The organism is Actinomadura montaniterrae (assembly GCF_008923365.1).
Taxonomy (GTDB): domain Bacteria; phylum Actinomycetota; class Actinomycetes; order Streptosporangiales; family Streptosporangiaceae; genus Spirillospora; species Spirillospora montaniterrae.
Genome location: NZ_WBMR01000060.1, coordinates 14424 through 35242 on the forward strand (window position 1 = coordinate 14424; position 20819 = coordinate 35242).

Annotated in this window: 20 protein-coding genes and 1 pseudogene; 12 read left to right on the top strand and 9 right to left on the bottom strand. The window is 68.4% G+C overall.

The genetic code is table 11. The features are described from left to right. Positions 1-58: 58 nt before the first annotated feature. Complete coding sequence (locus tag F9B16_RS21195) at positions 59-1516, top strand: MFS transporter (RefSeq protein WP_151541846.1); 1458 nt, start codon at positions 59-61, stop codon at positions 1514-1516. A 564-nt stretch (positions 1517-2080) separates the two neighbouring features. On the opposite strand, the gene F9B16_RS21200 is transcribed toward F9B16_RS21195, so the two are convergent. From F9B16_RS21200 to F9B16_RS21210, 4 genes are all read right to left on the bottom strand, one after another. After that, positions 2081-2305 carry a hypothetical protein gene (locus F9B16_RS21200; protein ID WP_151541847.1) on the bottom strand — a complete coding sequence of 75 codons (225 nt, stop codon included), beginning with the start codon at positions 2303-2305 and terminating at the stop codon, positions 2081-2083. A 287-nt stretch (positions 2306-2592) separates the two neighbouring features. Beyond that, positions 2593-2862, bottom strand: coding sequence for a sigma factor-like helix-turn-helix DNA-binding protein (locus tag F9B16_RS53895; RefSeq protein ID WP_318839249.1), 270 nt, complete (start codon positions 2860-2862; stop codon positions 2593-2595). 29 nt (positions 2863-2891) lie between these two features. Further along, the gene (locus F9B16_RS53900) at positions 2892-3047 is read right to left on the bottom strand and encodes a SigE family RNA polymerase sigma factor (RefSeq protein WP_318839250.1); all 156 of its coding nucleotides are present in this window, start codon (positions 3045-3047) and stop codon (positions 2892-2894) included. 205 nt (positions 3048-3252) lie between these two features. Beyond that, a complete protein-coding gene (locus F9B16_RS21210; protein WP_151541848.1) occupies positions 3253-3819 on the bottom strand; it encodes a TetR/AcrR family transcriptional regulator C-terminal domain-containing protein in 567 nt (188 codons plus the stop codon). A gap of 91 nt (positions 3820-3910) precedes the next feature. On the opposite strand from F9B16_RS21210, the gene F9B16_RS21215 reads away from it, so the two are divergent. From F9B16_RS21215 to F9B16_RS21225, 3 genes are all read left to right on the top strand, one after another. Continuing rightward, positions 3911-4822 (top strand): alpha/beta fold hydrolase, encoded by a 912-nt coding sequence (locus F9B16_RS21215; RefSeq protein WP_151541849.1) that lies wholly within the window; start codon positions 3911-3913, stop codon positions 4820-4822. A gap of 192 nt (positions 4823-5014) precedes the next feature. Continuing rightward, positions 5015-5497, top strand: coding sequence for a hypothetical protein (locus F9B16_RS51020; protein WP_192808914.1), 483 nt, complete (start codon positions 5015-5017; stop codon positions 5495-5497). A gap of 345 nt (positions 5498-5842) precedes the next feature. Continuing rightward, positions 5843-6055 (top strand): transposase, encoded by a 213-nt coding sequence (locus F9B16_RS21225; RefSeq protein WP_404800511.1) that lies wholly within the window; start codon positions 5843-5845, stop codon positions 6053-6055. A gap of 351 nt (positions 6056-6406) precedes the next feature. On the opposite strand, the gene F9B16_RS21235 is transcribed toward F9B16_RS21225, so the two are convergent. Next, entirely contained in the window at positions 6407-7501 is a 1095-nt protein-coding gene (locus F9B16_RS21235; RefSeq protein ID WP_151541851.1) for a saccharopine dehydrogenase family protein, read from the bottom strand. Between the two features lie 124 nt (positions 7502-7625). On the opposite strand from F9B16_RS21235, the gene F9B16_RS21240 reads away from it, so the two are divergent. From F9B16_RS21240 to F9B16_RS21250, 4 genes are all read left to right on the top strand, one after another. Further along, the gene (locus F9B16_RS21240) at positions 7626-8192 is read left to right on the top strand and encodes a TetR/AcrR family transcriptional regulator (RefSeq protein WP_151541852.1); all 567 of its coding nucleotides are present in this window, start codon (positions 7626-7628) and stop codon (positions 8190-8192) included. 380 nt (positions 8193-8572) lie between these two features. Beyond that, entirely contained in the window at positions 8573-8872 is a 300-nt protein-coding gene (locus F9B16_RS21245) for a hypothetical protein (RefSeq protein WP_151541853.1), read from the top strand. Position 8873: 1 nt separating this feature from the next. Next, positions 8874-9047 (top strand): hypothetical protein, encoded by a 174-nt coding sequence (locus F9B16_RS51025; protein WP_192808915.1) that lies wholly within the window; start codon positions 8874-8876, stop codon positions 9045-9047. Positions 9048-10701: 1654 nt separating this feature from the next. Further along, positions 10702-11748 (top strand): hypothetical protein, encoded by a 1047-nt coding sequence (locus F9B16_RS21250; RefSeq protein ID WP_151541854.1) that lies wholly within the window; start codon positions 10702-10704, stop codon positions 11746-11748. Between the two features lie 339 nt (positions 11749-12087). On the opposite strand, the gene F9B16_RS21255 is transcribed toward F9B16_RS21250, so the two are convergent. Continuing rightward, positions 12088-12390: an MDR/zinc-dependent alcohol dehydrogenase-like family protein gene (locus tag F9B16_RS21255; RefSeq protein WP_192808916.1), complete on the bottom strand. Its 303-nt coding sequence runs from the start codon at positions 12388-12390 to the stop codon at positions 12088-12090. A gap of 763 nt (positions 12391-13153) precedes the next feature. Between F9B16_RS21255 and F9B16_RS21260 the strand changes: the two genes are divergently transcribed. Then, positions 13154-13801 carry a hypothetical protein gene (locus F9B16_RS21260; RefSeq protein ID WP_151541856.1) on the top strand — a complete coding sequence of 216 codons (648 nt, stop codon included), beginning with the start codon at positions 13154-13156 and terminating at the stop codon, positions 13799-13801. Between the two features lie 422 nt (positions 13802-14223). On the opposite strand, the gene F9B16_RS21265 is transcribed toward F9B16_RS21260, so the two are convergent. Further along, complete coding sequence (locus tag F9B16_RS21265) at positions 14224-14529, bottom strand: hypothetical protein (protein ID WP_151541857.1); 306 nt, start codon at positions 14527-14529, stop codon at positions 14224-14226. Between the two features lie 970 nt (positions 14530-15499). Continuing rightward, complete coding sequence (locus F9B16_RS21270; protein WP_151541858.1) at positions 15500-16351, bottom strand: transposase; 852 nt, start codon at positions 16349-16351, stop codon at positions 15500-15502. A 150-nt stretch (positions 16352-16501) separates the two neighbouring features. Here F9B16_RS21270 and F9B16_RS54155 point away from each other — a divergent pair. Together F9B16_RS54155 and F9B16_RS21280 are read left to right on the top strand one after the other, a co-directional pair. Beyond that, positions 16502-16603 (top strand): annotated as a pseudogene (locus F9B16_RS54155) (transposase); the annotation flags it as partial. 1004 nt (positions 16604-17607) lie between these two features. Beyond that, the gene (locus F9B16_RS21280) at positions 17608-17853 is read left to right on the top strand and encodes a transposase (protein WP_225991818.1); all 246 of its coding nucleotides are present in this window, start codon (positions 17608-17610) and stop codon (positions 17851-17853) included. Positions 17854-17887: 34 nt separating this feature from the next. Here the strand turns inward: F9B16_RS21280 and pdxR are convergent, their stop codons facing one another. Continuing rightward, the gene (pdxR, locus tag F9B16_RS21285; RefSeq protein ID WP_225991819.1) at positions 17888-19246 is read right to left on the bottom strand and encodes a MocR-like pyridoxine biosynthesis transcription factor PdxR; all 1359 of its coding nucleotides are present in this window, start codon (positions 19244-19246) and stop codon (positions 17888-17890) included. A 133-nt stretch (positions 19247-19379) separates the two neighbouring features. Here pdxR and F9B16_RS21290 point away from each other — a divergent pair, with 133 nt between their 5' ends. Then, entirely contained in the window at positions 19380-20522 is a 1143-nt protein-coding gene (locus F9B16_RS21290; RefSeq protein WP_151541860.1) for a YbfB/YjiJ family MFS transporter, read from the top strand. Positions 20523-20819 lie beyond the last annotated feature (297 nt).

Genomic DNA, 20819 nt, shown 5'->3' on the forward strand with positions numbered 1-20819 from the left:
TCCACGGTGGATTCGCTGATTGATGGCCGCGCTCGGGCACCGCTGCACTGGACCGTACATGTGTTCGGCGAGGTGCGACGGAGGAGATCTGGTGCAAGCAGCAGCGCCCGCCCCGGAGGCTGACCCGAGACGATGGCGGGCGTTCGCGGTCTGTCTGATGGCCGGGTTCATGACGCTGCTCGATGTCAGCGTGGTGAACGTCGCGCTACCGTCGGTGCAGGCCGGATTGCGGACCTCGCCGGCGCAGCTGTCGTGGGTGGTCGCCGGCTACACGCTGGCGTTCGGCTTGGCCCTGGTTCCTGCGGGCAGACTCGGTGACGGTTTCGGGCGGCGCCGCGTGTTCCTGCTCGGCCTGGCCGCGTTCACGCTGGTCAGTGCGGTGTGCGGACTGTCAGCGTCGGGAGGCTGGCTCGTGGGGGCCCGGCTAGGCCAGGGCGCTGCGGGCGGGTTGCTGACCCCCCAGATCATCGGGTTGATGCAGCAGCTGTTCCGAGGGCGCGAACGCGGCACCGCCGCCGGGTTCTACGGCTCGATGGTCGCCGCTGCGACCGCGGTCGGCCCGCTGATCGGCGGTTCGCTGATCCAGATCGCCGGCTCGGCGGGTGGCTGGCGCTGGGTCTTCTTCGTGAACCTGCCGATCGGCGTGGTGACGTTCGCTCTCGGGGTCCGGCTCCTTCCCCGCGATCGTGGGCGTGAGCGCGGAGCCCGGCTCGACCTGGTCGGAGTCGTCCTGCTCGGCGCTGGGATCACCGCGGTCATCCTGCCGCTGATCCAGGCCGAAGGGGCAGGACGGTCGGTGCCGTGGACGCGGGTCGGGCTCGGCGTCGTCCTGCTGGCATGCTTCGTCGCCTGGGAACGGGACTACGGCCGCAGGAAAGGCACGCCGTTGGTCGACCTGCACCTGCTGCACCATCGGCCTTACGCGATCGGGGCCATCATCGGGGTCGTCTACTTCGCCGGCTACACCGGCCTGGTGTTCGTGCTGTCGCTGTACTTCCAACAGGGCCTGGGGTACTCCGCACTCGCCGCGGGTGCGGCCGGAGCACCATTCTCGATCGGATCGTCGGCCAGCGCCGCGCTCAGCGGCCGTGTGACGTACCGCTTCGGCCGTCCGCTGGTCGTCGCCGGCACCCTCACCGTGGTGCTCGCCCTGACGGCCGTCGGCCTGCTGATCCGCCTCGACGGCGGGACTTGGACGTGGGCGGTTCTCGCCGGACCGCTCCTCATCGCCGGCGTCGGCAGCGGAATGGTCATCGGGCCGAACCTGACCCTCGCCCTCCAGCACGTCCCACCGGCCCAGGGCGGCACCACGGCAGCGGTCCTGCAGACCGGACAGCGGCTCGGCTCGGCGTTCGGCCTTGCGGTCGTCGCATCGACGTTCCTCGGTGCGCTCGCCACATCCCACCGCGATTTCTCCCTCGCCGCAGGCCGAGGCGTGTTCGCCTCGGTCGCCCTCGTGGGGGCCGCGCTGCTGGCCGCCGTCGCGGATGTACTCGGCTCCACGCACCGACACTGACGAAAGCCGCCTCATCCACAAGACACCCGCCCCACTGTCGATGAAATACCGTCTCGGCACCCCGGCCGCACGGACTAAGACACTCCGGCCACCGAAATCGCCGAACCTTCCGCCGACCTCCAGACCGACGACGAGTGGAAAGCGCCCCGGGGCGCCACCACCCATGTGTTCGCTCTGCCGCTACAGATGGCAGTCAGCGCGCCGTTGGCGACGGAAAACGTCGGTAGTTGCACGGTGCCTGCAGCGTCAGAAGCTCCTGCGGCCCATCCGCCGCGGCGGCTGACCGGTTGCAAGCCCGCCCGACACGGGACCGGTCGAACCCGCACATTCGGGTAGAGCGGCTGCTGGGCGCCGCGGCCGGTGACCGGGCATACGTCGTCGGCCGCCGCCACGCCGCAGCTCACGACAGCAGCCCTAGTGTCTTTCAAGATCGCTATTGCCGGATTTCGCTGTATCTCGGCTGCCAACCCTCAGCAGCCTCCCGCAACGGCTCACGCCCCGACACCCGATCGACCTCATGTGCCCGCCCAGCCAACCGCCGCGCCGCACGCCGATCACTCTCGCTCACGATCCGTCGTCGGTATCTTTCGGGGCGCACTCGGCGCAGTCGGTCGTACCGTGCGCGCGACACAGATCCAGCCACTCGATCAACTCGGCCGCGACCTCATGGACACCGACCGACCCCGTCGGCCGACCGGTCTCCGGATCGAAGGCAGGCATGGTGAAGCCGTCCCGCTGCACCACCCCAACTGACTTCAACGCGCCAAAGATCAAGCTATCCGCAGACATGCCCACATCGTCCCGGAACCACAGCCCGGTAGCTCCGGAACTACCAGTCCCTGCCAGACCGGAGCACCCGACGCTTCTAAGCGGGACTTTCGTTCGCCTGCTACGTCACCCGCTCGTGTCGTGACCGGATCGAACGCGCGCTCAGGCCGGGATTGCGCCGAGCCGCAGCCGAAGGCAACGAGCGCGGACTGGGGCGTGCCCACAGCGCCCGGTCGGCCAGGTCGGCGGAGACCCGCGCCGCCGCCGCCCGTTCCTCGCAGGCACCCTGGTGATCATCTCGGGCTTCATCACGGGGCCGCCTCGGCCACGTCGGGTTCGTTGAGTTCGGGTGCCAAGCGCCGCAGCCAGGCGAGCGAGCGGTGCGTCGTGCTGCGCAACGTGCCGCCACTGCAGCCGGGGGTTCGTGCCACCTCCGCTTCCGGCAGGTCTTCCATGAAGCGCAGGCCCAGCATCATCCGCTGCCGGGGTGCGATGCGGGCCAGGGTACGCCGTACGGTGAGCTTCAGGTCGACCGTCGACATGTCGTCGTTCGCGCCCTTCTCGGGAAGCGAGGCCACCGCGGTCTCGCGTCGGCGCCACTGAGCCGCTAGGTGCTGACCTCCTGGTGGTACATCACGCGCCGTACGTACGCCTTCGGGTTGTCAATGTCGCTCCAGCGCCCGGCCGTCTTGGCGAGCGCGATCTGCAGGACGCCCTCGGCCGCGTGCTGATCGCCCCCGGTGAGCAGGTACGCCAGGCGCATCAGCGCGACCGACCTGGTCTCAACGAACTGGCGAAAATGCCGCTCTGCGGGTCGGCCCTGAGACGCCTTCGGAGGATCGCGGCCATGCCTGCACCTCAAGGTTTCAGACCAGCCCATCGGTACCGACCCGCCATCCCTGTGGACGTGGGTGGCGGTGATCGGCTTCCGCGTCCGGCGGCGGCCCGCACGGCGCGCCGGTGACTGCTCAGGTGGTGGGGATCGAGGACTGGATTCCCGTGACGAACAGGTCGAGGCCGGCGTTGAATGCGAGGTCGCGGCGGGTGCGGGGCCATTGAGGGGAGCCGGCCTTGCGGGCCTGCTCCTCGATGGTGAAGCCGTTGACGTAGGCCAGGACGGTGTCGACGGCGTGCATGGCCGTCTCGGTGGGGGCTCCGGCGGCGGTCAGGGCGGTGATGAGGTCGCCGAATGCGGCGGTGGCCTGTTCGCCGGGGTCGGCGACGGTGGCGATCAGGCGGGCGCCGTCGCGGTGGGCGAGCATGGTCGCGCGGGTCGCTCGGGCCAGTCCGCGCAGCCGCTCCTGCCAGGGCGCGCCTGGCGCGGTGAACGGCTCGTCCTGCGCGGCATCGAGGTGGACGGCGACCAGGTGGGCGACCATGGCGTCCAGCAGGGCCTGCTTGCTCGGGTAGTGCCGGTACAGGGCGCTGGCGCGCACGCCGAGGCGATCGGCCAGGGTGCGCATGGTGAGGCCGTCGAGCCCGACGTCGTCGAGAAGGTCGATCGCCGCCTGCAGCACCTCATCGCGCCGACTCATCGATCTCCTTCCTTGACAGCCCGCACCGTCCCGTGAACACTGTACACGTGAACGGCGTTCACGTGAACGACGTTCACTTTGGAGGACACCAATGACGTCCACGAAACAGGCGCGCGACTTCGACCAAGCCCGGGTCCGCTCCGCCGACGGGACCACGATCGGCTACCGGATCTACGGCCGCGGCCCGGCGCTGGTCCTGATGCACGGTGGGATGCTCGCCGCGCAGAACCTCACCGGCCTCGCCCACGCCCTCTCCGACGCCCGCACCGTCGTCGTGCCGGACCGGCGCGGCCGCGGCACCAGCGGTCCGCACGGCCCGGACTTCCATGTCACGCGCGAGGTGCAGGACCTGCAGGCCATCGTCCGAGCGACGGGCGCGCGCGATGTGTTCGGGCTGAGCACCGGCGCGCTCGTCACGCTGCGCACGGCCCTGGCCACCCCCGCGCTCGACCGGATCGCCCTGTACGAGCCACCCCTGTCAGTGGACGGTTCGGCACCGGTGGACTGGCAGCCGCGCTACGAACGCGAAATCGCCGCCGGACGGCTCGTCTCCGCACTGGTCACCATTTTCAAGGGCCTGCGGACAGAACCGTTCGCGAACCGCATCCCACGACCCGTCCTGGTCGCGCTGCTGGCGGCCGGCGCGCGCCTGCAACGCCCGGGCGCCGACGAGGCCCCCATCGCCGACCTCATCCCCACCATGAGCTACGACCTGCGCATCATCCGCGACATGGCCGACACCGCCGCCGACTACAAGGCACTACAGGCACAGGTCCTGCTGATGGGCGGCTCCAAGAGCCCCGCCTACTTCACCACCGCGCTCGACGAACTCACCGCCGTCCTCCCGCACTCCGGGCGCGTCACCCTCAACGGCCTCGGCCACTCAGGACCCGAAAACGACGAAGACCCCACCGCCGTCGCAGCACAACTGCGCACGTTCTTCACACCCGAGAAGCCCGCGCAAGACCGCACCACCGGCTCCACCCCCAAACCGCCGCCATGACCACACCCTCCGGCACCCAGATTCCGGACGCGTGATTGCGGCGGCGCGGTCCGCTTAACGCCCGACCGCCGCCGCCCCCGCGCCGCAGATGCCAGCCAGAAGGCCGGCCACGCCGAACCATCGTCCGCCTATCTCGATCTCGCCGGCATTGCCGTGACACCCAGGCCGACCTACCCGCCCAGGAGCGCAGAAATGAATCGCATCCAGCGCCGATACAGGCAAGTGGTCTCAACCGTCGTCGCCGCCTCGATGCTTGGCATCGCGGCCCCTGCAGCGAGCGCGGACAGCTCTCTGCCCACGGCCCGGCTGGAGCGGACGCTGTATCTGATCGCAAACCCCAACGGAGGGGCACAGGCGGACTCGCATAGAGACATCATCTTGGACGGCGGGTACTATCATTGGCATTTCGGGCTCGCCGTGACAGACGGCAGCTCGCCATTCTATGTCGAACGATCAGAGGGCGGCCGTGATATCTACCTGGAGCAAGGCACATATGCATGGTGGTGTACCATATATCAAGGCGGATATATTTATGATGCCCTCCATCGCCCTCTAGGCAGCTACTATGCAGAGTGCTCCTTGGCCGGTTGGCCGGCGGCCCGTTTCGAAACAAACTGGTTCTATCTTCCACATAGCGGAGAGTACAAGATGGCCAGTTACCTGGATCCCTTCTAGGCGCGGCGGGGCCGCACGGCCGACACTGGCGGCCACCACGGAAACCGATCCACGCGCTACGTCGGCGGTCTATTTCGCACGTGCCGGGCAGCAGGCCACCATGGACGCGGCTTGTCGCATCGCCGCCCTCGCCCATGGCGACCGCGTGGCCTGGGAGGGCACCGCCAACTTCCACGAACTCGTCCGCCGCGCCCTTGACGGCGTTGACCCGCTCGCCGCGATCCCGGGCATCCTGGACGCGGTGCGCCTGGACACAGCGAGCGGTACGCGACCGTCCTCGCCCCCGACTGGCATATCCCAACTTAGAGGTCATAACCAAATGTGTATGTAGCACGACATGTAGTGATGGTGTGGTGTTGGTGGGTGCGTAAGGGTGAGCAACCCCCGTGGATCGTGCCTGACAGCCTGTGGGAGCGGATCGAGCCGCTGCTACCGAGGGTGGAGCGCCGTAAGCGCCATGCCGGGCGTAAGCGGCTGGACGACCGCAGGGTGTTGTGCGGGATCTTGTTCGTGCTGCACGGCAGACCTGCCGCCGCGAGCTCCTGGACCGCATGTTGATCTTGAAGCAGCGGTACCTGCTCCATGCACTCCGTGAGTTCGAGACCTTCTACAACCAGCATCGGCCTCACCAGGGCATCGCCAGCGCCCGCCCGCTTACGCCACTGCCTCCACCGATTACCGAACCCGACAAGATCGCCCACCTGAACGTTCGAAGAACCCAGCGTCTGGGCGGAACCCTCAACGCGTGCGAACATGCCGCTTGACCTGCACGGACGTAATCTCCGGCAAGTGCAACGTCCACGCAGTCCCGGAGTGCCTTGCTGAAGTCCGCCGCCGTTGCGCCCTGGCGGTTGTCGCGGGCACTCGCCGAGGCCCCGGCAACCGCCGGACGGCGGGCGTCGGCGCTCCTCAGTCCAGTATGAAGGCGCCGCCCGCGGGCGTCGCCAGGTCAGCCCCGAGGGCGGCTGCCGGCGTCCAGGACCCGGGCCTGCCGACGCCACGGGCCAGCAGTTCGGTGACGGTGGCGGTGACGTCGGCCGTGAAGTCCATACCGTCGCCGGCGCGGAGCCATCCCTCGTGCCGGGTGCCGTCCGCCCACTCGACGACGGCGTGCCCCCAGGAGTGCTTGCGCGGACGGGGCGCGGCCTTGATCCGTACCTGGCCGAGCCGGTCGACGGCGAGGCGTCGCAGCGCCGGAACGGACAACAATCGGCCCAGCAGCGGGAGCAGGGCACGGAGCAGCGGAGCGGTCGGCACGAGACCGGAAGTGGCGGTGACGAACGCTGCCCCGCTCACCGTATGCGCCGCGACGAGCTCGCCGGACGCGACACCTGCCGACTTCGCCGACTCCCCGTCCGGAAAAGCGAGTCGCTGCGGGTCCGCGCCGAGGCGCGACGTCACCAGCCGCCCGTTCTCGTACCGCCGCCCACCGGTGGTGAGCACGTCCACCATGCTGGCAGCCAAGGCGGCACCGAGCACTCCCGCCTCGACGGCCACTGAGCCCACCGCGTCGACCAGCACCCGGTGCGGCGCGGGCCGCCCTTCGCACAGCTTCGCCACCACCGCCTCCGTCGCCAGCACGCCGAATCCGGCGCCGGTGACCAGGGTGCTGCCCGCCCGCACCGCTTCATCGTGCAGGGCGAGCAGCCCCTGCACGGCGACCAGGTCGCTGGCCTGGTCGACGTAGTGGCCGCCGGGCATGCAGGCACGGGCGATCACCGGTGCCGTGGCGGCGAAAGCGCCCATCGTGTTCACCACCACCCGCGGGCGTTCCCGCACGATCTCCTCCGCGATCCGCTCGGCCGAGTGGGCGACGACCACCTTCGCATCCCCGGGCAGACCGGCTCCGGCCCCGGCAGCGACCATCCGCTCCCGGCTGCGCCCGACCGGCACGACCGTCAGCCCCCGCGCAGCCAGTCGCGCGGTCACACCTCGGCCGACACGGCCGGTAGCCCCGACGACCCACACCTCGTCGTTCGTCCTGACCTCGCTGGTCTCGGTCATGTGAATGTCACCCTGCCTCTTCCGGGCCGCACCGGGGACGAGCATCCCCAGTGATGACACAGTGTGTCATGAGTGCAAGCTAGCATCGATGGCACAGTGCGCCATCACCTGTTACCGTCGGGCTGTGGCGAGGTGGGATCCGGGAGCGGAGGAGCGCCTGAAGCGGGCGGCTCTGGAGCTGTACCTGGAGCGCGGCTACGACAACGTGACGGTGACCCATATCGCCGAGCGGGCCGGACTCACCCGGCGTTCCTACTTCCGCTACTTTCCGGACAAGCGCGAGGTCCTGTTCGCCGGCTCGGAGCGCCTGCCCCCGGTCCTGGCGGAGGCGGTCCGGGCGGCGGACCCGGACGCTGCCCCGCTCGCCGCCGTCCTCGACGCGCTGGCGCGAGTGGATGCCGAGCTCGTCGAGCAGGTGGACGGCGCGACGGAGCGCCGGGCGGTGATCGACGCCAGCCCCGAGTTGCAGGAACGCGAACGGACCAAGACCGCTGCGATCACCGCTGCGATCCGCGACGCCCTGAAGCAACGTCAGGTGAACGCCGAGACGGCCGAACTGGTCGCGCAGCTCGCCACGGTGGCCTTCCAGAACGCCTTCCGGCACTGGATCGAGGCCGAAGGGCGTGCGAGTTTCGGCAGCTGCCTGCACACGGTGACCGATGAACTGCGAGCCGCTCTCGCCGGGACGTGAGAGGGACGTCTGCCCGAACCTCGACCAGAGCCCCACCCAGGACGCCGGGCAGGGTCCCTGAGCGGGGGTCGGCCCGCCTAGCCGCCGGCCGAGACCGCCCTGCCCCGTCAGCCGGGTCGTGCCCTGGCCCGGGCCTCGCAGCCGCGTGGCCCGTCGCCCAGAGGGCGGACACCACATGACTCAGGAACCGTGAAGTGGTTCAACGCCGACAAGCCGCGCGCTCTAACAACGCGCGTCGGCAGCAGACCGCAGACGGGCAGGACCGCGCAAGCGGCCCTGCCCGTCCTGCTTTCTCGGGGCGTCGGTGTGGCCGTACCTCGTGGGGTGCGTGCGGCGCGTAGGGTGTGGCCACACCCTGGCGGCGAGAGGTGCCGGCCCCCATGAGGCTCGAACTCACCAACTACGAGGCCCTGCACGGCTGGGGCGTCGTCAACAACAGCGCCGCTTGGCATGCCCAGCGCAACCGCAAGCCTTCCGCGGCCGAACAGGCGGTCGGGGACATCCTCTTCACCGCTTACGACCGCCGGACCGACACCACGACCACGGTCGACTTCAGCGACGACGAGCGAGCGAGTCTCGCCGAGTTGGTCAGCGACCACATCGCAGCGTGGGCGAAGCGCGGCCAGGAGAACGCCGCAGCACCTCACCTGCGCTCGCTGATCGCGAAGCTGAGCGGCTGACATGCCTACACACGGCAGCCCGCAACGAAAGTTCCGACTCGCCGACGATGTCCTGTGGGCCGAGTACGACCAGGCGTGCCGCGACATCAACGGCAGCACGGACCGCAGCGACGACATCCGCAAACACGTCGAGGCCGTCGTCGCCGAATGGAAGAAGCGACACCGCGCGAGATGATGCTCCAAAGGGAGCGGCTGGGTTGGTTTCCATCGAAGCGCTGCGGTCCGGGGTCGTCGTCCCAGGCCTGCGCCGGGGTGACGCGGCCGGGCAGCATCGAGCGCGGGGAGGATGACAGGCGTGAACACCCCTGCCGCTCCTAGATGGTGATCTTGGGTGCGAGGCAGGGTGATGTGGTCGTTGAACGCTCATGCTGCGGCGCCGAACGACAAGCCCTCCCAGCGAGTTCCGGCTGTGGTACGAGCATTCGCGTCCGAAGGACACCGATCTCGACCCTGTGCCGCTCGGAAACTCGGCTTCGTGCTGCGACCTGGGGTTTCGCTGCAGGATCAGTGCCGTGGCTGGGACCATCTCGAGGTGTTGTTGTCGCTGATCTACCGGTTGCTCCGGTGTCTGCTCGGCTTGCTGGTGATGCTGCTTCGCAGGTGCGTGGCCGACCACAGTGCGATCACCTCGACCGGCTCTGGGCGGCGGCGTTGTCCCGGCTGGTTCTCCGCCGCCGGTGGGCTGAGGTCTTCCCGGCCACCCCGGCCACGGTCCTGCGCTGGCACCGCCGCCTGGTCGCCCGGAAGTGGACCTACACTGACCGGCGCCGACCGGGACGGCCGCCTACCGGCGTTTCGATCAAGACGCTGATTGTTGGGATGGCGCGAGAGAACCCGACCTGGGGGGCACAGACGCATCCGGGTGAGCTGGCCCGGCTCGGGTGCACGATCGCCGCGTCCACCGTCCGGGAGATCCTTCACGCCGCGGCATCGCCCCCGCACCCCGCCGGGCGGGCCCGGCGTGGCGGCAGTTCCTGACCGCCCAGGCTCACGCGATCTCCAGCGGGCTCACCCGCCGGCGTCGCGGGCCGCGCGGACCCACCGGGGCGCTCAGCGGCTTGCAGCACCGGCGCCTTTGCGCTCCGCAGCCGGGCCATCGTCGTTTGCGGGTATCGTCCGGATTCCTTTCAGAGATGGCAGGCCGCGAGTCCGCCATGGTGACGCGCCCTTCGATGCCGACCCGTCCGGCGCTGTCATGCGGATGCGCCATGATCCTTTGCGCATGTCGCATGACAAGGTGACGTTGGAGTGCTGGAGGCATCACGCGATTCAGCGGATATGACGCGGCCGCATGCCGCACTACCTGGCCAACCGGGCGCTGGGACTCGGCCTCGCCGTGACGTACACATTCCGGGCCTGGACCAGCTCGCCGCCCGGGGGGCTTGCGCCGAGCATGAGTGCGCCCTGTGGGGAAGCCTGTTGCGATCCTTTGGTCGCTGCCACCGCCCCACCTCGGTTCCGACCCGACATCACGACGCCGCAGCGGACCGGCTGGCCGAGCTCAGGCGCCTGGTGGCGGCACTCGGCCGCGTTGAGCGGCATGGTACATCTACGCGAGCGTGAGCATGCTCTCTATGGTCGCTCTGCCCCCGCGGGACCGAGGCGATCACGTCATCCTCAGCGCGCCCACCTCTGATGCGCTGCTCGGCCTGATGCGACGTGCCGAGCGGACGCCGCCGCCCGCGGCCGCCCAAGCCGCTGATTACCGGCTCTTTCTCCACCGTGTCGCTCCATCGGAACCCTTGACCTGAAGCTCAGCTTTCGGTACGAAATGTGCCGTACCGAACACCCTGAGTGTCGTGCCGGGTGGGAAATGGGGAGCGGATCGCATGCTGGCGTTGCGGCGGGTGGGGTTGTTCGTGGTGCTACCGCTGGTGTTGATCGCCGTCGCGGCGTTCAGCTGGTACCGGCTCAGCGATACGAGCAGGGGCTACCAGGACAAGCTCGCCGGCTACTGCCAGGGGCTCATACCCGAGGCCGAGTCCGCCGATTTCACCGACCACGAGGAAAAGGCCCTGCGGCATGACGAACACCACGTGGACGACGATGGACTGCGCTGGGAGTCGTGTGATGTCGGCGACCTGCGGCTCACCATCGGCGACGTCGGTGAGACGCTCGTGAATTCCGGCATCCGCAATGGATTCTTCACTCTGCTGCTCGAGGGGCTGGACGACAACGACGAGACTCCGATGGCGATCGGCGGCGGTTGGGAGGGCTACACCGACCTGCGCAACACCGGAGTGGTGATGGGCTGCACCAACCGGCACGCCTCCGTGGTGGTCTCCGCGGTCTCCGACGGGTCGCTCATGGATGCCCGAGCGCGTCAGGTCGCCCGGCTCGTAACCGCCACCGCCGCACGGGCCGCCCACCGTGGCGGCTGTGACGCCAAGTCCGGCGGTCCGATACCACCCCTGTCGCAACCAGCCAAGGAGATGTCGCCGGAGACGATCGGGGGCACCTGCGCCGGCATCCCGGTCAAGACGGTCGTTGAGACCGGCGAGGTCAACTGGATCAAGGAAAGCGCCGGCAGCGGAAACGCACCGGTCGAGGGGTGCACTCTTGGCAGGACCGTGGCCTTCTCCTCGGCCGCCTACCATTTCCAGGCCAACTACGGCCCGTACGCGCAGGCGCTGCGGACCGCCCCGAGCGGCTCCGGGGAAAGCACCCTCTTTCGCACCGGCGCCGATTTCGGCCGCTCCCGCGACCACGCTTGGGCGACCGCACGCTGTTCGGGACACGGCGCACGGGCGCTGTTCTCCGTCAGCGCCACCGAATACGCGGACCCGACGGCGCGGTTCCTGACGACGTCGCTGCGCGCCTTCGCCGAACACGCCGTCCAACGGCACGGCTGCACGGGCCTGCGGCTGCCTCGGTGACCAGTCGTACACCAGCCGGCGCGGCGTGCGATGGGCCTGGCCTTCGGCGGCAAGGCTGCGGCACAGCAAGTGGCGCGGGTCAGGTGGCGGCCGCAGGTGTAGGTGATCCGCTCGGGGGTGGGAAGGGAGACAGAGACGGTCGGCGTCCCCCGGGCGGACTCCGTACCGCCGGTGCAGGCAGAGACGGGGCAGTGCAGCAGGACCTTTTTCGGTGCTGCCCGCGCCGGTGGCCTTGAAGGCGAGGACGTGCCTGTGGCGGCCGCCGGGCAGGCTTCCGGTCTAGTAGGCGTCGCCCGTGCCGCGCACCGCCGAGGTGTCGGGCTTCGGAGCGACCAGATATCAGTCGAAGACCGCCATCCCGGGAACGCGCCGGCCGATCTCGGGCACCCGAGCGCCATCGGCCACGAGCCGCACCAGTTCGGCCAGATCGTCGGCGGCCACGAACTCGTTGACATAGGGCACGAGTGTCTTGAGCGTCCCGACCGTGGTAAAGGGCGGGAACACGGCAGACTCTCCCGAGGTCCATCCCACGGATTGGAGACTCCCGCCGGGAGCAAGGAGGCTCCATGCCGTGACCAGGTCGACCTCGCCGACCGACTCGACGACGATGTCGCCGGGCTCCTTGACGTCGTCCGAGCTCACGACCACCTCGTCAGCGCCCGCGCTGGCGAGGCCGTCGCCTCCCCGGGGGGAGCCGACCGAGGCGATGACGTGTGCCGGCACGGGCGGCGAGTTGCACGGCGTTGCGTCCCACGCCGCCCGAGGCGCCGGTCACCAGCAGGTGCTTTCCCGGTGCGACCGCCGCGCTCCGCGGCGAACGGAGCGTGGCCAGGCCCGCAGTCGGCAGTCGGCCAGCCCGACGCCGTCCGGGATCTGGCCAACGCCGACACAGCGACGGCGACCCGGTCCGCGAACGCACCGTCCGTGAAGAGGACGACACGGGTTCCGGCCGATGGCCCGGCGCCGTCCGCCGCCTCCCGCACGATGACCCCGGCCGCGTCGAGGCCCAGGGGCGCTCTGACCGGAACGCGTCCATTGCGCACGTTGTTGGGGTTCGCATAATTGGGGGAGGTGTGCAGCACGTTGGCGAGCACTTACCCCGGGTCGGCGACCGGGTCGGCGACCTCCCCGAATCCGATTCTCGCGGGGGTGTACGGGGCGACGATGAGAGCACGCGTGGACATGGGCGCCGCTGGGGCTGGCGGCGACGATGACAGTTAAGACCTTAGTGGATAGTTTCTTAGTAGACTATATAACGAAGTTGCGCTTTGACTTCGGCTCGCCCGTGGTCGCAGCCGGACCTTGCTTGGGCCCACCGGCTTGACCGGGTGTGCGGTGGCCGTCCGGACGCCGTCCCGGACGGTGTCCTCCGGTGCACTGTCGTCGTTGCGAGTGAAGGGCCGCCATGAAACGTCTGATCGCGCCGGGTACGAGATGGGTCTGCTGCATGTTCGTTCTCGGTGCGCTGCTGGCCGGCGCCGCGGGGACGGCGTTGATCAATCCCTGCCGCTTTGTCGGCTTGGGGGACAGGATCTGGCTCTGGTGTGTGCTGGCGGTCGCCGGGTTCGGGTTGATCGGCATGGCGAGTGTTCTGCTGGCGAAGGCGCGGCATGGCATCTGGCGCCGGCTGCTGGTGGCCTGCGCCGGCTGTACGGCACTGGCGGGCGTCGCGTGCATCTCCTGGAGTTACCTCATCACGTTTCTCATCGATTATTCGAATGAACAGCGGGTTGCGACGGTTTCCCCTGACGGGAAATTCGCAGTCATTCTGAACTATGATTTTCCCCAATATCCCCACCCTGCTGATCGACCTGACGGTCTCTACCTGCAAACAAGAGAGGGGTTTTTCAGTAAGAGGGCCTATCTCGGCTGTTTGTCCGACAGTGGAGCCCACTGGCTGGACGCGGTGTGGTTTGCTGGTGCGAACACCATCGTCATCCGCCAGGAAGGTGGCGAGGGAAAAACGGAACGCTCGGTCTCGTTTGATCCGGTCAAGGTCCGGGTCGACCAGCCCATGGGCGACAGTTGCCCGCCCACGCTCTACACCGGTTGACCAGGCCGAAGAAAAACCGGGTCCGCCGGGGTGGCGCACCTGGGTCGCTGGTAAGAAAATGATGCCCTCGGGTCCGGGAGGAATCCACAATTGTCTTACAGTTACTGCATAGTCATCCAATAATGATGGGAGTCACGGTTATGCCCACGCGTGCCCTGGAGAGCAAGGTTGTGCTCGTCACCGGTGGAAGCAGGGAGAATCGGCCGAGCCCTTGCGGGACGCCTCGGGCACGACGGCGTCGTTGTCGCCGTCGTGTTCGCCCACGACCTGGCAGCGGCGAGCGGAGCCCTCGAGCGGATCCGAAAGGGTGGCGGCCGCGGTTTCCCATCCGAGCCGAACTGGGCGGACCGGGTGATGCGGCCGCGCTATGGGAGCCTTCGACGCGCAGATCGAGCAGCATTCACCCCAGGGGGCGTCGCGTCCTACCCCAGGTCGCCCACACCGCAGCCGAGAAGACCGCCGCACTGCTCCTGCATGCCGCAGGCATCGTGCCTGGCACCAACCGCCGCCGCGGCAAAGGCCCGACCCGCCGCAAGCGGTGTGTCCCGCACAACGGACAGACGCGGCTGCCCTGCGGGCAGTACGATCTCGGTGACGTCGACCGGAAAGCCCGGCGTCGATGTCTGACGCCGGAAGTGGTCGGCGGCGGGATCCGTCCAGTGGGGGGTGTCGGCGGCGCGCCGCACCTGGTCGGTGCGCCCCTCGTTCGGTGACAGCAGCGCGGTCATTGTCAGTTCCAGTGCGGCGGAGAGCTTGCTGACGACGATGGCGGTCGGGTTGCTCTCGTCCGTTCGATTTTGCTGATCATCGCTGGGATACCCCGGAGGCGTCCGCGAGCCGGGCGAGTGACCAGCCGCGCCGGCTCCGCTCTCCGCCTTGATCCCCGCCGGCTCACCGGGTACGGGGGACGGCTGGTCACGGGAGGGGGCGCCGGGCCCTCATCGCCGTGCTGGCCGTGCGGACATTCGTCCAGTAGTCGCGCTGATGGTCGTGCGCACGCGCGCAGCACATCGGCTCCTCCTGCGCCTTGATTGCCGCATGCGAGATGCAGAACGGTGGCGATGCGGTCCAGCGCTGATCGGTGAGGTGTAGGGCGGACGCAGATGGTGAGGGTGGGTCGTGTCGGCGGCGAACGACGGCTCAGGGGAGAGTTCGAGCCCGTGGGTGCGGGCGTGCTTCGGGACGAGATCGGCCCGCATGGTGGTCAGTCGCAACGAGAGGGCGGGCCCCTGGAGGAATCGTGAATCGCCAGCGATCGTCTCCGGGCAGCAGCCCGCTCAGATGATCGCGCTGCCGTCGTAGGACGGCCCGCCGATCGTGCAGCAGCGGTTCCAGGTCGCGCAGTAGTTCGGTGGACAGTCAAGGCCTGCTGGCCCAGGTGGCCAACGAAAGCGGCTTGCTATCGGGCCAAGGAGAGCACTACTCGCCAGTCGTAGTTGCGGGTTGTCTCCGTTCGCGGACTGTGATGGTGTGTCCGCTTCCACAGCGATTGGACACGCCAAGGCGCGAGAGTGCCTACTCGGATAGGGAATCTGCGGTGACTTTCACAGTAAGAACCTCGAAATGCACCACGAGGATGATCCTTCATGTGTAGGCCTCGCCTCGAAGAACCGAGATCCAAGGAGCACGTTGTTCGGGAAACTTGTAGCCGCCGGAGTTGCCGGAACTGCGACACTTACCGCCGGAGTGCTGTTAGCTTCACCGGCTCACGCCGACTACGCCTGCACCGTCCATACGCTCAAAATCCAGTTCGTCTCGGGTACTCCACGGTCCGTCTGTGAGAAAGGAACGGGTGTTACCTACAGCATGCCCGACCGTAAGGTCGTCGCGATAACCGCTGGAGACGACAGTGGGTGGCTCGCGAGGAGGAGTAACGGGAAGCACTTCGCATTCCGCAGCAACGAGGTTCTGGTCTTCGGGTCGGGCGTGAGCTTCAAATCCCTGCACTTCAATTGATCCACAACGTGAGCGGTCAGCACGCCTAGTCGGCGTCTGCTTCGATGGACCAAGCCCGGCCCGCTGTAATGAGCGGGCCGGGCTTCTTCTAGGTCGTGAGGCGGCGGTCATGAGGTCGGTCATGGCGATGTGGATCATGGCGGCGGAGCTGGCCGGCAGGGTTTTGTAGTCGCGGGTCAAGCGGCAGCGCAGCATGAGCCAGCCCAGGGTGCGCTCGACGACCCAGCGGTGCGACAGTGGAGTGGAGCCGCGGGTGCCCGGTCGGCGTTGGGCGATCTGCATGCCGATGCCGAGCGCGGCGGTGTGTTCGACCAGGTATTGGCGATTGCTGCCGTCCGCCCAGGTGGCGCGGAGGCTCGGATGGCGGCGATCTGGTTGATGAGGGTGGTGCCGGCGGTCGAGTCCTGGACGGAGGCGCGGTGACCAGGACGGCCAGCAGTAGTCCGAGGGTGTCGACCACGATGCCGCATTGCGGCCGACGATCTTCTTGGCGGCGTTGACACCCTGGTCGGCGGTAGGAACACTGGTGGAGGTCTTGACGCATTGGGCGTCGATCGCAGCGGCTGAGGGCTTGGCGGCGTGACCCTGGTGCACGTCGCCGCGTCTCTGGGCGGACCCGTCGGCACGGCGTTGCCCTGTGGTGCCGGCACCCGAACGCCGCTACCCCAACGACATGTCCGACGCCCGCTGGGAGCTGATCGAACTTACGTTGGCCGCCTGTCGTGACCGGCGCCGCGCCGGAGCACTGGACGCCGCCCACCCGAACACCACCTGCGCACGATCATGGACGCCATCCTCTACGTCGACCGCACCGAAATCCCCTGGCGCTATCTGCCGCACGACTAACGGCCCTGGCAAACCGTCTACGGCTACTCCCGCGGCGCAACGACGATGTCTTCAACCTACTGACCGGGCTGCTGCACCGCTGGTGCGCGTCCGGGGGGTCGTGCCACCGAGTCCTCCGCCGGCATCATCGACGCCTGTCGGCGTACGGGTTCTCATCCTTATCAGTTTCATCATGTTCAAGGTCACTGGCCAGCTTCGCGGTGGTGACCTCATGGCGGGGTTTGATCACGTATGGCGACGTCTGCTGATTTTGCTGTCTGGCCCATGCACAGGACGTTCTACGAACGAACGTGCTCCAACTACCCGGCGTTCCCGTTGGTTCTCAACCGGATAGGCGGGTAAACCGGTCTAACATCTTGCCGTGATCAAATACGCCGCAGCGTGGCCAGGGACACGGCTCCAGGTGGCCTCGATCGTTGCGGGCTGGGCGACGATAACGGCGACGACGTGGTTAGCCAACGTCTGCAACACAGAGCCGGACGCAGATTACCGATACCGGCTCTGGTTTTGGGTAACGCTGGCCGAGGTACCTGCGCTCGGGGCTCTCTGGGCTCTGGTGGTGATCGACGCTCGACGTAACCGCGGTGTGGACGCTAGGCCCAGCTTGGTTCGCGTTCTCGGCCTGATGCTCGGCACGGGTGCGTGGCTCCTGGGCGGACTCTGGTTCTTCCTGAGGGGTGTCCTGTTCGGCGGGGTCTCGCTCCCACACGGGATTCACTGCAGTCTGCCCGGGGTCCAAGGTCAGTCTCACTGTCTTCCGGTGCCTTTGGGTGAAGCCTTAGGCCTGATCCTCGGCCTCTCATCGACCCCCGCTCTGGTGGTCTTGATCAACATTGGGCGCCGTTCGCCTGTAGCCGCATGGCTGTCACCGGCCTTGATCGTGGGTCTGTTTGTGATTGCTCGCTTGCTATGGGGCCCCCGGTACGGTTAGCACCTCGCCCGTGCCCTGGTGATGCTGACCGGGGGGCGGTTGCCAAGGATGAACTCGGTGATGGAGCGGTGGGTTGCAGACCTGCCGCCGCGACCTCCTGGACCGCACGTTGATCTGGAACCAGCGGCACCTGCTCCACGGCCTCCGGGAGTTCGAGACCTTCTACAACCAGCGTCGGCCTCACCAGGGCATCGCCAACGCCCGCCCGCCGACGCCACTGCCTCTACCGATCAGCGAACCCGACGAGATCGCCCACCTGAACGTCCGAAGAATCCAGCGTCTGGGCGGAACTCTCAACGAGTACGAACATGCCGCTTGACCTGGACGGACGAGGTTTTCCGGCAGGGACAAGGTCAGGAGCCGAGAGCGGTGGTGAGAGCAGTCAAAGCAGCTGGCCAAGCGTGGCCTGGTGGCGTCGCGTAGCCGAGAACGAGGGCGTCCGGGGTCGGTGCGCTGGTGTAGCGGCTCATGTTGTTCACCGCCACGCCCGCTCGGTCAAGGCGGGCGAGCACGTCGTGGGCGCCCTCAGGCAGCGGCACCACCGCATGCAGGCCGGCCGCGACGCCCGCGGCCCGGCGCGGGGGCACACACTCTGCGAGGGCACGGGCGAGTTCGTCTCGGCGCCGCCGGTAGCGCAGGCGTGCTCGCCGTACGTGCCGGTCATAGTCGCCGCGGTTGATGAGTTCGGCGAGGACCAGGTGGTCGAGCACGTTGGAATGACGGTCGGCGAGAACCTTCTCCGCCAGGATGGGGTCGAGCAGGCGCGGCGGCACGACCAGCCAGCCCAGGCGCAGTCCCGGCGCGAGGGTCTTGCTGGCCGATCCGGCGTAGAGAACGTGGTCCGAGGCGAGGCCCTGCAGAGCACCGACGGGCTGGCGGTCATAGCGGAACTCGCCGTCGTAGTCGTCCTCGAGAACGAGACCGCCGGTGCGGCGGCACCATTCGAGCACGGCGGCGCGCCGTTCCGCGGACAGTTGCGCCCCCGTCGGGAACTGATGCGCTGGCGTGAGCACGGCCATGTCCGCCTCGAGCGCCACAAGCAGGTCAGTGCGGGCGCCGTGGTCGTCGACGGGGAGGTCCAGCAGGGTCAGGCCATTTCGGACCAGCGATTGGGACACCTCCGGCAGGCCGGGAGATTCGACCGCGACCCTCATGGCGCCGGACCGCGCGAGCACGGCGCCCACCAGCGCGACCGCCTGCCGGTACCCGGTGCACAGCACCACGCGGTCTGGGTCGGCGTCCACGCCGCGGACGCGGGCAAGATAGGCGGCAAGCGCACGGCGGGCAGTCTGCGGGCCCCGCGGGTCACCGTAGCTGAGGGCGTCGGACGGCCCCGCGCCCAACACGCGCCGCGTCGCCGCCAGCCATGCGGCACGCGGGAAGATGCCGAGATCCGGCCGGCCGGGGCGCAGATCGTACCGCGGGCCGGCCTGCTCGTCGTTCGTTACGGGTGCCGTGGTGCGGCTCGGGGTTCCCGCGACGTACGTGCCCCCGCCGCGACGGCTCGTCAGATACCCCTCAGCGACGAGCTGGGTGTAGACATCGGCGATGGTGTTGCGGGCGACCCCGAGCTCTACCGCGAGCTGACGGGAGGAAGGCAGACGTGTTCCCGCCTCAAGTCGGCCGCCGCGTACTGCGGTTCGCAGCGCATGCTCCAGCCCGGCACGCAGGCCGGTTCCGCAGGTCCGCTCCACGTGCAGGTGCAAGTCCACGCCCTGCTTGGCCCAAGAGCTCATATCCTGATTGGACCATGAGCACAGGCCATGCTCGCTCCTAGCGTCCTTCCTAGTCGATCGACTGGGGAGGTACGCGGTGAAGAGCCCTCGGGCGTGGATACTTGCACTGATGCTGGTGCCGGCTGCCGCGAACGGGCTGGGGCGGTTCGCGTACGGACTGCTCGTTCCGGCCATGCAGAACGATCTCGGCTGGTCCAGCCTCACTTCCGGCTCGCTGAGCGCCGCCAACTCTGTCGGCTATCTGATCGGCGCGATCATCGCCGACCGTGCCCTGACGGTATTCGGCGAGCGCAACGCCGTTCTCGGCCCGCTCGCCGTAGCCACGCTGACCGTCCTTGCGTGCGGCGCGACCGGCGACGTCATAGCGCTGGCAGTCCTCCGGCTGGTAGCGGGGGCTGCAGGCGCTGTCGCCTTCGTGGCGGGTGCCGCAGTGTTGACGAGGCTCACCGCCGAACGCGAGACACGTGCCTTGGGCTTGTATTTCGCCGGGCCCGGGCTGGGTATTGCGGCCTCTGCTCTCCTCGTCACACCTATCGCGGTCGCCGGCCACTGGCGGACGGGCTGGCTATTGGACAGCGTGTTGTGTGCGGCGTGCCTGGCGCTGGTCGCTCCAGTGCTTGCACGGATGCCGCTAGCGCAGCCAGTGCTGAGCGGCCCGCGATCGTGGGAACGCCGTCGCGTCGGCGCGCTCCTCGCCTCCTACGGGCTGTTCGGCGCGGGCTACATCACCTACATGACCTTCTCCGTCGCCTATCTGCGCGCCAACGGGCGAACGCCGAGCCAACTCGAATGGTTTTGGTTCGCCCTCGGTGTGGCCGGCATCGTGATCGGTCTGACGCTGGCCGCGCCCTTGAGCCGGATCCGCGGAGGCAGAGGCATCGCAGTGACAGTTGCGACGACCGCGCTGGCCTCAGGCCTTCCCCTTCTATCGAGCAGCAGCACGGCCGAGTTGGCCTCCGCCGCACTGTTCGGCAGCTTCTTCTCAGTCAGCGCCACCGTCACCGCAGCCGCCCGCCGGAGCCTGCCACCCACCCAGTGGCCGCCCGCAATCGCTGGCCTCACCGCCGCCTTCGGGATCGGGCAGTGCGCTGGCCCGGTCATTAGCGGAGCAGTGGCCGACGGCCCGCACGGGCTGCGGGCTGGCCTGCTCACCGGCACAGTGCTGCTGGCGGCGAGCGGGGCGTGCGCCCTGTTCCACCCGTCCCTCTCTTCCCTCGCAGCTGAGCCGGCCACCGAGACAAATCCGCGGTGATGCTTCCATCTCGCGGGAGCATGGATTCTCGATACGCCCGACTCCCTCCATCAAGCGTGTCCACGGGTTGGCTAGGGTGCACAACAGAATGACGCTCCTATGTCTGCGCAACCGGTGGCCGGAGTGCCGTCGAGCGAATGATCATCTGGTGAACCTCGCGCGCGACGTTAGCGCTTGAGGCAGGGGACGGTCTCCTACTTGGTCTTGCCCTCGGCCGTGCGGCGGGCGACGTGGTCTTTGGTGCACTGGTCCATCCGGACGCGGGTCAGCACGATCGTCCAGAGGGCGTTGTTGGTC